At 46.0% G+C, this 15,216-nt stretch carries 11 protein-coding genes; 4 read left to right on the top strand and 7 right to left on the bottom strand.

Translation table 11 applies throughout. The features are described from left to right. Positions 1-136 precede the first annotated feature (136 nt). From E1B03_RS06305 to pepT, 5 genes are all read right to left on the bottom strand, one after another. Positions 137-1,696 (bottom strand): methyl-accepting chemotaxis protein, encoded by a 1,560-nt coding sequence (locus E1B03_RS06305; RefSeq protein ID WP_103771031.1) that lies wholly within the window; start codon positions 1,694-1,696, stop codon positions 137-139. Positions 1,697-2,012: 316 nt separating this feature from the next. Further along, complete coding sequence (locus tag E1B03_RS06300) at positions 2,013-2,249, bottom strand: hypothetical protein (protein WP_103771030.1); 237 nt, start codon at positions 2,247-2,249, stop codon at positions 2,013-2,015. A gap of 91 nt (positions 2,250-2,340) precedes the next feature. After that, positions 2,341-2,976 (bottom strand): DUF2913 family protein, encoded by a 636-nt coding sequence (locus E1B03_RS06295; RefSeq protein ID WP_103771029.1) that lies wholly within the window; start codon positions 2,974-2,976, stop codon positions 2,341-2,343. Positions 2,977-3,503: 527 nt separating this feature from the next. Then, positions 3,504-4,865 carry a C4-dicarboxylate transporter DcuC gene (gene dcuC / locus E1B03_RS06290; protein WP_103771028.1) on the bottom strand — a complete coding sequence of 454 codons (1,362 nt, stop codon included), beginning with the start codon at positions 4,863-4,865 and terminating at the stop codon, positions 3,504-3,506. Continuing rightward, positions 4,862-6,118, bottom strand: coding sequence for a peptidase T (gene pepT, locus E1B03_RS06285; RefSeq protein WP_133085864.1), 1,257 nt, complete (start codon positions 6,116-6,118; stop codon positions 4,862-4,864). The genes dcuC and pepT overlap by 4 nt, the downstream gene beginning before the upstream one ends. A gap of 1,318 nt (positions 6,119-7,436) precedes the next feature. On the opposite strand from pepT, the gene E1B03_RS06280 reads away from it, so the two are divergent. Both E1B03_RS06280 and E1B03_RS06275 read left to right on the top strand, forming a co-directional pair. After that, the gene (locus tag E1B03_RS06280; protein ID WP_003021255.1) at positions 7,437-7,694 is read left to right on the top strand and encodes a YjhX family toxin; all 258 of its coding nucleotides are present in this window, start codon (positions 7,437-7,439) and stop codon (positions 7,692-7,694) included. A gap of 10 nt (positions 7,695-7,704) precedes the next feature. Then, positions 7,705-8,451 carry an SAM-dependent methyltransferase gene (locus E1B03_RS06275; RefSeq protein WP_103771026.1) on the top strand — a complete coding sequence of 249 codons (747 nt, stop codon included), beginning with the start codon at positions 7,705-7,707 and terminating at the stop codon, positions 8,449-8,451. 48 nt (positions 8,452-8,499) lie between these two features. Here E1B03_RS06275 and E1B03_RS06270 read toward each other — a convergent pair whose 3' ends face one another. Beyond that, complete coding sequence (locus tag E1B03_RS06270; protein WP_103771025.1) at positions 8,500-9,063, bottom strand: DJ-1/PfpI family protein; 564 nt, start codon at positions 9,061-9,063, stop codon at positions 8,500-8,502. Positions 9,064-9,465: 402 nt separating this feature from the next. Here E1B03_RS06270 and E1B03_RS06265 point away from each other — a divergent pair, with 402 nt between their 5' ends. Then, a complete protein-coding gene (locus E1B03_RS06265) occupies positions 9,466-10,578 on the top strand; it encodes an agmatine deiminase family protein (RefSeq protein ID WP_133085863.1) in 1,113 nt (370 codons plus the stop codon). A 503-nt stretch (positions 10,579-11,081) separates the two neighbouring features. Next, positions 11,082-13,304, top strand: a complete 2,223-nt coding sequence (locus E1B03_RS06260; protein ID WP_133085862.1) for an EAL domain-containing protein — start codon at positions 11,082-11,084, stop codon at positions 13,302-13,304. Between the two features lie 185 nt (positions 13,305-13,489). On the opposite strand, the gene E1B03_RS06255 is transcribed toward E1B03_RS06260, so the two are convergent. Beyond that, positions 13,490-14,878, bottom strand: coding sequence for an APC family permease (locus tag E1B03_RS06255; RefSeq protein ID WP_103771022.1), 1,389 nt, complete (start codon positions 14,876-14,878; stop codon positions 13,490-13,492). Between the last annotated feature and the right edge of the window lie 338 nt (positions 14,879-15,216).

Below are 15,216 nucleotides of genomic sequence, written 5' to 3'. Positions count from 1 at the left end.
TGCACAACACAACAATAATAATGAGAATTATTATCAATTAAATGATAACGCCGTCTCTTGGCAACCAGCCATCTCATCAGGCGGAATAACCCACTGATGAGATGAGCTGCGCCGGGTTAACGCCCTGAATACTGTGCTACGATTTTTCTTCCACCTTAAATACTGCCACTGCCTCGGACAGCATGGCCGACTGCTCTTCCACACTGCCTGTCGTGGCGGCTATCTCCTCAACCAGCGACGCGTTTTGCTGAGTCACTTGCTCCATTTGTGTTACCGCGACCCGGATCTGTTCAATGCCGCGACTTTGTTCTCCTGAAGCGCCGGAGATATCTTCCATTAGCACATTGATGTTACGGATCGCCTTAGCGAGATCCGCCATCATGGCCCCACTATTTTCCGCTATCTCTACGCCTTCTTTGACGCTAATTGCCGCCCTGGCAACGAGCTCGCTGATCTCTTTCGCCGAGGCGGCGCTGCGCTGGGCAAGAGTTCTGACTTCACTTGCCACAACGGCAAACCCACGCCCGGATTCACCAGCACGAGCTGCTTCTACCGCGGCGTTTAACGCCAGGATATTGGTCTGAAACGCAATGCTATCAATAACATGTGATATTTCGTTTACGCTTTGCGCATTGATGCTTATCAGGTGAATTTTCTCGACCATATCGCTCATTAAACGCTCGCCGCGCAGAGCCATTTCCGTGCTTTCACTGGTCATGGCTGATGCCTGGTGGGACTTATCGGAGTTATTTTTTGTCGTGACCGAAATCTGTTCCATGCTGGCCGCAGTTTCCACCACCGCCGCCGCCTGCTGCTCCGTTCTGGTCGATAAGTCTGAATTACCCGAGGCAATTTCCTGCATACCGGTATTAATCGATTCCACGCCATCGCGAATCGTACTCACCGTCTCACGCAGACCGATCTGCATATTTTGTAAATTCAAACACAACAGACCTATTTCATTATTGCCCGATACCTCAACCGGATGACTCAGATCGCCTTTACCGATCCGTGAAAAATGCTCAGACACGGTATTTAATGGTCGAATGATTGTCCGGTTCATCCAGATATTACAGATAAAAAAGATAAGCACCGTTGCCACCAGGATCACGGATACTTTTACTATTGATGTATTAAACTGAACGTGGGTCTGTTCTACGATCTTTTCACCGGTTAGCAGTGTTGATTTGTAATAATTCTCCACCTGACTATCAAAATTTTTGCGCAAAGCAATCAACTCGGGGTCGACGTTTGCTTGTGTATGCACAATACTGCCGCTTGAAACCATCTCATTTAATTTTTCAACATGCTTTTGTGCCGCATTCATTTGTTGCTCAAAGGCTGCCCTGATAGCTCTACCAATCTGCGGATCATCAGCAGTCAAACCCGGTATGTCCCAGAAAATATTGAACTGTTTTCTGGCTTTACCAATCTCCTCTTGCACCTGAATCAATGTTTGTTGGGTATCAGACGTATTATTCAACTGAATGTTATCAAGCACTCCCCTTATTTTATAAATAGCCTCAGCAACCTGATGTAATGCATCCTGCTCTTTTATGACATTGTGCAGTAAAAGTGTACTTTTTTGATTTTCTTTGAGATCGACGAGTTCAAATCCATTAGAAAAAAACTGCATAAAAGTAAATAACAACAGCAATAATAACAGACTGGTTTTAATCCTCATATTCTTTAACATTTACACATCTCCATAACAATAAAATCATCTCCGACTTAATTGTTATCGACATACCGAGAAATACCTTAACCTGTATAATGGTTAATTATAAGAACGTATTACCACTGGTTTTTTTCGCAATAAATAAGTGCGCGAGTATACACACTGCGGCTAGCAGCGCATATCTCGTGTTGTGATAAATAAAGCCAGCACCCATCTACATTAATATTGTTAATGGGTTTAAAAATGGCATGTAAATTGAAAGTCTACGAGCCATTGAGAGTAACTCAGAGCATAGCAGGTGACTTAAATACGACGAGAAAATAATTGCCAGAGTTCAGAGAATATAGACAGTAACGTCTCCCTGGTTATCGACAGGTACTCGCACCCAGGACAACGAATCAACGGTGATCGGTGCCATTTCATTTTCTAAGCGTAACACAGGTGTACTGGCATCCGGCACACCTGTGCTTTCAGCTATCTCGAGAACGCCGCGAAATGAAATGAACACACTGTCCGGAATATCAGACAACCTTATCCATTCGCTGGCGATCGCTAACTTTCGCGTAAACATTCGCTGTCCTTGGCGCGTGGTTTGTATCCGATAAATTTACATGTAGATCAATACATTCTTTGAATTAAAAACACACTATTCACATCATCAGCTAAGCATTACTTAGCTGAAGAAAATGGAAGTGATAAAATGCATTCGAACTATGCTTTACAAATTCAACCGGGAGGTTATGTTTGATAAACGTTAACTTTGCAAATTCAACATCGCCATATACCCGGATACAGAAAGATTTGACAATCTCCCCCTGAACGCCAAAGCACTCCTGGAGTCGGGTATCATCCATAAAAATAAAATTACCTTCTCTTACTTTTATCTTTTCATGCAAGTCTCGCCACTTCTCCGGGGTGAGCAGAAAGCTTTCCCAACCATTATTTCTCAACACCTCAATCGTATGAGTAAATTTAAAATAGTCATTTTGCATTGTCACATCACCACTCGCTGTCGAGTACAGGTATTCTATTTTAAATTTAAGTTGTGCATTGAGACTTTTTTTCTTCCCTTCATCAATTAACCACTGAAGCTCATTAACGATATTCCTTGAGAAGATCTTTCTTTTTTTAGCGATGGACAGCCAATGCATAATAAAAAGATGTTCTGACATTTTAGAGTGGATCTTACGGTCCTGTATAGCGATACCAATTGCAACTAATGCACTCCAGGTAAACGCTTCCAGGTCATCCTGATAATGGTGTCGTAACGTACTAACTTTTCCTGAATCCTTTACCACTGAAACCTGCCCAAATAAATCATTGTTACATGTCGACCTTGCATTATTCCATTTAAAAAACTACTACAACTAAAAACATCAAAATATGATCCAGATTAATTTATCCCTATGTAATAAAAGTGCAAATATAATACATCATTCTTATTAATCATTGACGCACAGATGGTTCAGCTAAGAATAATAAGAATTATGCGATAAAGACAAAAACTAATAATACTCACCAGTTATCAATTCTCACCACTGTAAAGAATCCGATTATCATAAAATTTCAAAAATTGCCGCTTAGAGAAAATATCCTGACAGGTTTAACCTGATACCCCATGAAAACACCCACCTTAACACGGTATAGACATTAAACATCCTGATGAAATCACATTTTTTCCTGCGCTAAGTACCATACCGCTCCACGGTAACAGACCCGGATTTTTATAGAGGTATCAGTAATATTAACGCTTTTATTTTTACCCAATACAAAAAAGCCAACATCCGGAATCAGTGAGCCGAAGGTTGGCTTGTCGATAGTATGGTTAATAGAAAATACCGATGATCAGGGTATGAGTAACAAACCCCACAATCAACGGTACGGCGGTACGCTTCACCACATCGAATGGGGTTATTTTCGCTCCGCTGGACACGGCAATCACGACGCCGGATACCGGTGAAATTGCCCGCCCCATATGCGATGCCTGCTGCATCGGCAGGATCATGGCTACAGCGTTAGCGCCCATGCTGGCGGCGATTTGCGGGATAAGCTCAACGAAGGCGAGGAATGGCGCATTCCCTGACCCCATAATGATAGCTGCGGCCAGCGTTACCAGCGCAAACACCACCGCCATGGCAAAGGGTGGTAATCCTACGTGTTCGGCCATCAGAATGAGTTGGTCGATCGCACCGATAACCTTAATGCCATGAGCAAAAACACCCGCCGCAACCAACAGCCCAACCACACCGGTAAACGCGGTGCCCATTCCTTTGAGAAAGTGGCTGAATCCCTCGCAGACCGACTTTAAATCACGCACCCGCAGCCATTCAATCAGCATACAGATGGCCATTGAAATGAGAACAATGGTAATAATATTCAGGTTAATACCGCTGACGAACATCTCAGATGAACCTACCGCCATCAGTATCGGCAGCATGGGGAGCAGTGCGTAAAAAGCCGGGGCCTTGCCTGAGTCAGTCACCTCAGCGCTACCGATTTCCCGCGGTAACGTCCCCGCTTTACGATCGCAATACCGCTGCCAGAAAAAATGGCAAACGCCGACAACCAGAACCGTTGCCAGCGCGGCGGGTCCCTGGTGGTAAACAACATATTCCACCACGTCCATATTGACCGCTTTAGAGCCCCTGATAGCATCGATTGCCGTCGGGGTATACGCCACGCCAAGCGAAGTAGCAATTACCCCGGCAGCCGAAGCCGCAGAAAGTCCTAATCCCAGCATAATGGGAAACATCGTCCCCATCAGCAACACGGCAAGCCCGGTGGCGGAAGGGATAGCCAACTGCAGGAGGCTGGCGAGCAAGTAGGAGAAAAAGAGCAGCACATAGGGTGAACGCAGTGTCCGTAAGGGTTTTGTGACGACCCGCACGACCGCTTCATTTGCGCCGATATGATCCATGTAATGCGCAAATCCCATCAACGCCATAATCATCAGACCAAGATCGGCGGCACGCGTGCTGAAGAGATCGCGCATCACCTCGAAAGGATCGAGAAATGAAATCCCCGTACTGGCAACGCCCTTCGGTAATACCGACCCCCATCCGGTTAACGCGGTGCAAATCATCAGGACTAAGCCCGCAATGAATAGCACGGGTTCAGCGCGATACCCTTTCAGAATCAGACGCGCGACCACCACAATAACCAACAGGGCTATTAATACCTGAATCATGACTGAGCTCTCCGCTGCGCGAACTCAGCATACGTTTCCTCAATGACGGCAACCACAACATCGCTGGCAGCCCGCAGGGAGCGCACCGGCAGATACTCATAAATTGAATGGAAGTTATGAGCACCGGTAAAAATATTCGGGCACGGCAACCCTTTCTGCGACAGCACAGCACCATCATACCCACCACGCATGGCGACAGGAGCCGGAGTTATGCCACATTTCTGATAAGCGTGTAATGCAATATCGATCGGATAGTGCGCGTCACCCTGCAAGCTATTAAACACATTCGCATAGCGATCGGCTAAATGACAGACCACGCTGTTTTCTCCCCACAGCGCGCAAGTACTGACGGCAAGCTGGCGGATAAACGCCATTCGCGCCTTATAACCTTCTTCACTGAAATCGCGGATATCCAGCTTAAGAACCGTGCGGGCGCTGTTACCTTGCAACTGTTTAACCCAGTAATAACCTTCGCGCCCTTCCGTATACTCCGGTGCTTCTCCCCCAGGTAGCATCGCAATAAACTTATGCGCCATCAGCAGCGAGTTCTTCAGTTTACCTTTGGCCGACATCGGGTGTGCGGACTGACCGGTAAAGACGATTTCCGCATCGCCCGCATTCCAGTTCTCGTAAACAAACTCCCCAATGCCGCAACAGTCCAGGGTATAGCCAAAATCAGCTCCAAACGCGGTAACATCAAATGCTTTCGCACCTCGCAAGCCCTGTTCTTCATCCGGGACAAAACCGACTTTCACCGGCCCATGTTTAATCTCTGGATGCGCAATAAGATACTCCAGGGCATTCATAATCGCGGCGATGGCGGCTTTATCGTCTGCCCCTAAAAGACTGGTTCCATCCGTCACCAGCAGGTCATCACCGATATAATTTTTCAGTTCAGGGAATTCACTTTCGCGCAGGTAAATATTCAGCGCTTCGTTCAGGCATAAATCGCCACCGCGATAATGCAGCCGCTGTGCTTTGGTGTCTGCGGTCTGTTCGGCACTGGTATCCAGATGCCCAAAAAAGGAGACGGCCGGGATCGCGTCGTCGGTATTTCCAGGTAAGGTTGCCGTTACAATAGCGGTATCCCTGACCTCAATGTTTTCCATACCTAATGCTTCAAGTTCTGCTGCCAGCAGTTTTGCCAGTTCCATTTGACCAGGAGAAGAAGGCATTATCCCATTAGCGCCATTTTCCCTTGAGGTCGTGGTATTGATTTTCGTGTAGTTAATAAAGCGTTCAACAATATCCATTCCAGGAGATCCTTTAATGTATCATTTACGAGGTACTGCAAGAGAAGACCTGCATACAGCGTGGGTTGAATAATCTGAGAACAAAAATAAAATCAGCGCTCATCCCAGAACGCTGATTTTATGGGCATTACGACAACGATTTATATAAAGGAAGATAAAAAAGGCCAGTAATTATACCAGTGATTAAAAACTCCTTTTGATTGATAAAATCATATTCCCTGTCTGTTTTTACTGCATTTCCCATGGTGTTAAGCTAACAGAAGTCATAAACGGCGTCCGTATACCTAAGAGATAATAGAAATCATTTAGATTCCTGTATTCTGTACCGGCATAAGACATACCATCACTATATTTTTTTAATGAACGAATACTGTAACAGCAATATGCAACCGTTTGCACCTCTCTACAAATAGCCACTTAACGCACTAAAATCCGTGAACAAAATCACAATTACTTCAAAAGCAAGAAATTAATATCACACTGAAAAACAGTCAGTTATAAGTAAATTTATATAATACCCACATAAATAAAGGTGAAATCACACTATTCATCATGAAATAGATTCACAGCGGTACTATTTCAACATTACCGTATAGCTCAGCAGAAAAAATCATCGTAATCACTAATGTAAAAGATCAAGTGCAATAATATTAAAACTTCTATTTATGACGATTGTCTGAATAATGTTCAGGCAAAAAAAACCTCTCCCCTGAGAAGAGATTCAGGGCAGAGGCAATACGGGTGTTAAGGACATTTTTATAATTTTAATGATAACAGAAGAGCTTCTTGCAGAATCGAGTATACACACTTAGTCACATTAAGAAAATTCCTAAAGTCATTAAATTATAAATTTCACTTAAAACCATCATTATAATAAAGAAGCATTTATCAAAATAAAAAATTAACCGGCAAAAATATTAAATCTAATTAATCAATAAAGTAATATGGATAAAAGCAGCAGCGCTGCGCGAGCAGTGACAGCACAACAGACAGTGATAAAATATTAAGTTAATTTAATACATCAATGTGTTTTCACATAACGAGAATTAAAAAGTCATTAAATAAACGAAATACAATTTTTCGTTACAGATCACACTTCTTCTACAGGGGCTTTCCCCTCCCGTTTCTTGCAGGTATGATTCAGCAAGTAAATACCTTTCAACTCAACCCGAGGCTTTGATGCTGGAGAATGTAATCATCCGATAATCAGCTTACCGACCTTCTCAGGCCGGACTGGTTATCAATGCGCCGAATTCGAATGCGGACACCGCTGTGTGTTTGCACGTTTTGCACATGATGATTAAACAGGTTTTCCAGTATGAATTTATCCCGTCAGGAACAACGTACCTTACACGTTCTCGCCAAAGGTGGCCGTATTGCTCACGTTCGCGATGCCTCAGGCCGCGTAACTTCCGTCGAATGCTATAGCCGCGAAGGTCTGTTGCTCTGCGACTGCACGCTCGACGTGTTCAAAAAACTCAGAACCAAAAAACTGATCAAATCCGTCAATGGTCAGCCCTACCGCATCAATACTACCGGGCTGAACAACGTTCGCGCCCAACTGGATAATCGCTAAGGAGAGAGAAATGGATATCCCGAAGATTTTTACAATCAGCGAAAGCGCACATCGCATTCATAATCCGTTCACTGCACAGAAATACGCCACGTTAGGTCAGGTTTTACGAATGGCCCCAGGAACCCGTATTCTGGATCTCGGCAGCGGCTCAGGTGAGATGTTGTGCACCTGGGCACGCGACCATGGTATTTCCGGCGTCGGTATCGATATGAGCCAGTTATTCAGTGAGCAAGCCACCCTGCGGGCAAGTGAATTGGGCGTCACTGAGCATGTGCGTTTTATTCATGCCGATGCAACGGGTTATATCACCGAAGAAAAATTCGATATTGCCGCTTGCGTTGGTGCGACCTGGATTGCCGGTGGCGTCGCTGGAACGGTCAGACAACTGGAACAAAGTCTCAAACCGGGTGGGATCATACTCATCGGCGAACCGTACTGGCGTCAGATACCCGCCACGGAGAAGATCGCCCAGGCTTGCGGCGCAACTTCAGTGACCGATTTTCTTTCTCTGCCAGAACTCGTTTCGTCTTTCGACCCGCTCGGTTATGACGTGGTTGAAATGGTACTGGCTGACCAGGAGGGTTGGGACAGATACGAGGCAGCAAAATGGTTGACGATGCGCCGGTGGCTGGAGGCAAATCCAGACGATGACTTCGCCCCGGAAGTCACAGAGCAACTGAGGAGTTCGCCAGCACGCCACGTTGCATACACCCGGGAATACATTGGTTGGGGCGTATTCGCTCTTATGCAGAGGTAATAGGTACCGTCGGTATAGCCAGGCAGGTTATACCGACTTTCTCATCGCTTACTTCATTAATACTTCAACAAATTTAGCCAGCCATTGCGGATGCGCAGGCCATGCCGGTGCGGTAATCAGATTGCCATCAACGTGAGCCTGATCGATGCCAATATCTGCGTAGTGTCCGCCGCTCAGGCGAACTTCAGGCGCACAGGCCGGATAGGCGCTACAGGTCCGGTTTTCTAACACCCCCGCCGCCGCTAGCAGCTGAGGTCCATGACAAACTGCGGCGATAGGCTTAGCGGCTGCATTGAAATCTTGCACCAGTTTGATGACATCCGGATTCAACCGGAGATATTCCGGAGCGCGCCCACCGGGGATCAGCAGCGCGTCGTAATCGGCGGCCCGCGCCTCGGCAAAATTCGCATTCAACGTAAAACGGTGCCCGGGTTTTTCACTGTAAGTCTGCGCCCCATCAAAATCATGAATAGCGGTTTGAACGTAGTCACCCTGACTTTTATCCGGACAGACGGCATCAACATGATGGCCCAGCATTTGCAACGCCTGAAAAGGCACCATCGTTTCATAATCTTCGACATAATCTCCGACCAGCATCAGTATCTTCTTCATTCACATCTCCCGCTCACGGTTATTAATGATGAGAAATAACGGCCATCTTTACTATAGCCCACGCGTATCCCGACATTAATAAATACAACAGAACAATCGGCCAGATCACAATCTGCATCAAGGCCCGCCTGACAGGGCCTCAGCGCAAGCTGACATGGCAAAACAGAGTTAATAATTATAAATTATATATAAATATATAGTTGAGAAATTTTAATATCAGCCAGTACTACCCATTATATAAAACAAAGCAATTGCAACGTATATCTCCTGTGCTATATTCCGCCTGAAATTTACCGACGGACATTTTATTTATTATTTAATAAATAAAATGCGCACACTCGTTATTATCTATTATTATTTTATTCACCTGCTGTCAGGTGAAAATACGCAAAGGTTATTCCCATGATGACAAGACGTTCGTTCGTCAGGCAAGGGCTGGTGACATCAACAGGTATGCTACTCGCCAGCATGGCTGGTATCAGCTTGAGTCAACTTGCCCGCGCAGCAGAGAACCGCAGCTGGCTAATGCCGGATGAAGGCGCGCCGCATACGGCAACCTGGATGGCGTTTGGTGCCAGTGCGGAGATCTGGGAGCCTCATCTGCTGCCAGTAGTGCAAGAAAATCTGGCATTGGTCGCCAAAACCATCGCGGCATTTGAACCGGTGCATATGCTTGTTCGCGAAGAAGACTGCGAACTCGCCGCGCGGCTGTGCGGGCCGTCGGTCAATCTGTTGGTTCACCCGATCGACGATCTGTGGATCCGCGATACCGGGCCGGTATTTGTGAAAAGCGCCAGCGGCGCGCTCGGCGGTGTGGGATTTAATTTCAACGGCTGGGGCAATAAGCAGGAGCACGAACGTGATGCCGATGTGGCTGAATTCGTCACCGACTACGCTCAGGCCGAATTTATCCGCTCGGCGCTAACCCTTGAAGGTGGTGGTATTGAGGTGGACGGCGAAGGCACGGCGATTATTACCGAGAGCTGCGTGCTTAATCCCAATCGTAATCCTGGCGTCAGTAAAGCCGAGTGCGAAACTGAACTTAAGCGACTGTTAGGGCTGGAAAAGATAATCTGGCTACCGGGTATTGCCGGTAAAGATATTACCGATGGTCATACGGATTTTTATGCCCGATTCACGCATCCGGGTACGGTGGTGGCGGGACTTGAGCAGGAGCCATCCTCCTTTGACTACACCGTCACCCGACGTCATCTGGAAATATTACGCGCCGCCACGGATGCCAAAGGTCGGCGCCTGAAGGTGGTGACGCTTGAAGGGCCGACCACCATCCGTCAGACATATGCGAGTGATGATTTCGCCGCGGGCTATATCAACTTTTATCTCTGTAATGACGCCGTGATTGCACCACAATTTGGCGATAAGCGCACCGACCGCAACGCCCACGCTATTTTGCAGGAGCTGTTTGCCGAGCGTGAGATTATTCAACTGAATATTGATGGCATAGCGGCTGGCGGTGGTGGCATTCACTGTGCGACGCAGCAGCAGCCTCGTTAATCTTTCGCGATGGCATGTTTTGCAGGAGAGTGAGGAGACTCGCTTTCCTGGCTGCAGAAAAATGATTTCCTTAGAAGAGATAGCCGCAGGTTAATTTAAAAAAATAAAACAATAAAATTAACAATCACGAAATAAACAACATCAAACAATAACATTTCAATAGCTTTCATCGATCTTTCATGGTATTTATGATCTGCCAAACCTATCGATTATATCTATCAAAATATTTATATTGATCGTTTTTACCGATCGTATATTCTGTATGTAATAAATGTTACTGACGGCACTTTTATTATCAGCGCAGCCAGAAAAAATTCTTCTATCCTGCGTTGTGATGTAGCAGAAAATTATCAAGGATTACTCTTAAGAATTTACATAGCATCTATTAAAATAGGTTTCAACCAGCAAAAACATCCAAAAATACACATTTTCAGCACCCAACCTAACCTGTTTTAAGTAGATGGCTTAAATTGAGAACGGTGAAAATTCACTGAGAATTGCGAATGATGATATTGTTAAAAAAAACGGAAAACATAAATTCTGTTAATACATTTAGAGACTATTTTTGTGTAGGCATCGCATTTTTTGCTTTACAGTTTGTTGCTGGTCATCTCAGTAAGCAGGAAGATATTGCAGGTGTAACACTGCATTTTTACGATCTCACTTTACCGCTCATTTCAGCACTGCTGGTTTTATACAGGCAAAAGGCGCTGCCAATTTTAGGTGCTTTTTTCTTATATGCGCTCTACTCTTACTCATTAGATTCGGTGCTAACGTTATCGGCTCAGCTACTGGCCGCTCTCATTAGCCAGACATTCTATTTTTTCTCAACAGGTAAACGAGGCGCTGTGAGCTTTGGGCGTAGCCAGCTTACAACCCTACGCATTATCTGGCTGGTGTGTTGTAATTCCTTACTGTTTATCACGTTTGAGTACTGGTTCCAGTCGCAAGCTATTTCTGAACCAATTACTCATCTTTTTACATTGCAAACATTGATTAACTTGCAGTGGTTGATGAACTCTTGCCTGACAGGGATCCCTTTTTGTTACCTGTTGCTCAGAAGCGTTCAAAACCCAGTATGGTGTATTTTATACATTAGGCATGTGAAGGCATTGATAAAATCCGGGCCACCCATTTTATATCAAGTATTATGGCTGGTTATGTTGGTCTGCATTATGTCCGCTTTGATCATCATCAGAGAGGATATACTCATATTTACTGACTACTCATTACTGTGGCTTCTCCCACTCATGTTGTGGGGCGTAATTTGTATTGGTCATGCTTTTATATCCCCTGTATGGGTAGCGATGCTTATCTTGCTAGGATATTACATAAATAGTTATATTCCACCCGCTAACTATAATAACTATTTACATAGCCTTGTGATCTCTTCCACGATAGTGTTTGTCTTTTCTCTAACGATTGTCGTTACAGGTGTACTGGCCGTCCGTAACCGAAAATACCTTCGACGCCTCAAGCAACTTTTTAGATCAGAGCCGAATACTGGGCTGCCTAACTTTCAGGCGCTGCAAATGGATATCCGTAAATACTCAACTGAGTGCCTGTGTTACATCCGTTGTACAGAACTGAACACGCTAGAGCAAACTCATGGCATCGAGTTCCGTTTTGAGTTTGTAAAAGGGTTAAGCACCTATGTGCGAAAATTAATAAACGGGGCCGGTAACGTCTATTATGCGCCAGGTCACGGAATAATTCTTCGCCTGAATGCTGTACCTGACATTCCTGAACTGTATAAAAAACTAAACTCTTTCCGTTTTATCTGGAAAGACTACCAATTGGGGTTATCTTGCGGTATGGCGTATACCACCGAGAAAAACCTGATTAAAAATTTATCACTAGCAATTAAGCAACTTAATACCCAAAGTTACATCTCATTGATGCAGGGGCAACCGTTATTGCTCACCCCACAAATGCCCGGTGATAGAATTGTCAGTCAGGCTGTGATTCGTCATATGTTGCAAAAAGCAATTGACAGACAGTCGTTTGAACTTATGGCTCAACCCATCGTATCTACAATGCTGGTTGTTCAACCGATCGTTTCAGCCACTGGACTGACACGTTATCACGAGATACTTATTCGCATAAAAATGGTTGATGGTAAGTTAATTTTTCCAGATACCATCCTACCGGTGGCACGCGAGGCTGGATTACTCCCTGCGCTTGACATCACCGTTATTGAACAGACATTTCGTTTTATACAGTCACGGCAGAAATCTGACCCCAATAGCCATTTTTCTATAAACCTGACCCCAGATTCGCTTAATAAAATTGATTTCCTTGATAATGTTTTTACATTGTTTAGAAAATACACCATCGCACCGGAACGTATCATTTTTGAAGTAATTGAATCAGATATCATTGACAACGCTAATGTCACTGATGTTCTGAGAGCATTACGTAAAGCCGGTTCGAAAATTGCTATTGATGATTTTGGAACAGGAGCATCCAGTTATTCCAGATTAAGAACGCTAGATGCTGACATTCTGAAGATTGATGGCTCATTCATCCGTAATATATTAACCGATGAATTTAGTCGATGTGCGGTCAGATCATTCTGTGAAGTTGCGAAACTGAAAAAAATGGAAGTGGTCGCTGAGTTTGTTGAAAATGAGGAAATTGAAAAGATGCTAATTACGATGGGTATTGGTTGGTTACAGGGATACCATATAGGGAAACCCGTTCCTATTGAGTTGGCTCAATTGTAATTCAGTAATTATAATAATAACTATCTTACAATCTTGATTCACTTACCGGCTCCCGTGCCGGTTTTTTTATTGCCTAATATAAGCAGTACATTAATTAAAGCAGGTATGCCGCAGCTGTCTGCCGCGGCATACCGTATTTTATTTTTAGCCCAATCAGCTGAAAGCTATTGTCGATTCCGCTCCCATCACTCCCAGGCACGCTCAGATTTCGCGGCGTCAAACTGTGGCGGCGGTTTGCGAAAACGTCCGGTCAGCCAGGCGAGATACACCAGCCCGACGCCAGCCCATACCAGTCCCAGCGTCAACGATGTTACTTCCAGATTCACCCACAGCACGGCAACGGTAGCGGCACCGACCATTGGCAATACCAGATAGTGCAATTTCTCCTGCCAGGTGTGTTTACGCCCTTCACGACGCCAGAAGTGGTTGAACACGGAAAGATTAACAAACGTAAAGGCCACCAGCGCACCAAAGTTAATCAACGCCGTGGCGGTTACCAGGTCAAAAAACAGGGCCGACAGCGCCACAATACCGACCATGATGACGTTCAGCGCGGGTGTACGCCATTTCGGATGAATATAACCGAAGTATTTTTCCGGGAAGACGTTATCGCGGCCCATCACGTACAGCAGACGCGAAACGCTGGCATGCGATGCCAGACCTGACGCCAGCGTATTAACAAAGGTGGTACACAGGAAAATAGACTGGAACAGTTTGCCGCCGACGTACAGCGCAATCTCCGGCAGCGCCGCATCCGGGTCTTTAAATCGGCTAATGTCCGGAAAGAACAGCTGCATAAAGAACGAAGCGGCAATGAAGATCAATCCGCCGTACAGCGCGGTAAGGAAAATAGCTTTTGGGATAGTACGCGCGGCATCCGGCGTCTCTTCAGAGAGCGTTGTCACTGCGTCAAAGCCGAGAAACGAGAAGCAGACAATGGTCGCGCCGGTGATAATCGGGATCAAATGCGCATTTTGGCTGATAAACGGTTGCAGCGACCAGACGGTCCCGACCCCTTCGCCTTTGTGCAGCCCCTGCACCACGAGAAAAATGAACACCACGATTATCGCCACCTGCACCAGGACAAACAGCGCATTGAAGTTCGCCACCAGGTTAACGCTTTTCAAATTGGCCGCTGTAAGGATCGCCACAAACAGCACCACCCAAATCCATGGCGCAACCCCCGGGAACAGCGCGGAAAGGTAAATTTTCGCCAATAGTACGTTAATCATCGGCAGGAAAAGGTAGTCAAGCAGTGACGACCAGCCGACCATAAACCCCACATGCGGATTAATCGCTTTTTGCGCATAGGTATAGGCCGAACCGGCTTGTGGAAACTGGCGCACCAGCTTTCCGTAACTGATGGCGGTAAACAACACTCCCGCCAGGGCCAGCAGATAGGAGGCCGGAACATGGCCATTGCTGATCCCCGAAACGATACCAAAGGTGTCAAACACCGTCATCGGCGTGAGATAGGCCAGCCCCATCACCACGACCTGCCACAGCTTGAGAGATTTACGCAGCTGTGCCTTACCCGGCTGGGCTGCAAGATCCACAGAAGAATTAGTCGACATAGCTTTCCTCCCCGCGACGAGTGCAGATCTGCGTTCGAAACGTGGGTACAGCAGACCTGGGTCGTATCGGGGTGGAAAGCCATAAGAACAGCGTCAATGTTGGACGGCACAGATGCGGTCCGTACTTACTGCGGGAGCCATGGATGCTCACGCGGGGCTGGTTTTTAAACATTGGCATCATCACATTTCCTCGTCACAAACTCTGTCGGTTATCTGAAGACCCGTTGTCGCCCGCGCTCCGTTACGCGACATCCGGGAAATGGCAGGTATTCCTGCAATTTGTACGGGCTGGCTCCGCTCAGCCCGCATGATGCGACTTCTTTTTCAATGACCTGCAC

The organism is Citrobacter arsenatis (assembly GCF_004353845.1).
Taxonomy (GTDB): Bacteria; Pseudomonadota; Gammaproteobacteria; order Enterobacterales; family Enterobacteriaceae; genus Citrobacter; species Citrobacter arsenatis.
Note: the sequence above shows the minus strand (reverse complement) of the source record. Positions and strands in the feature narration are given on the sequence as shown.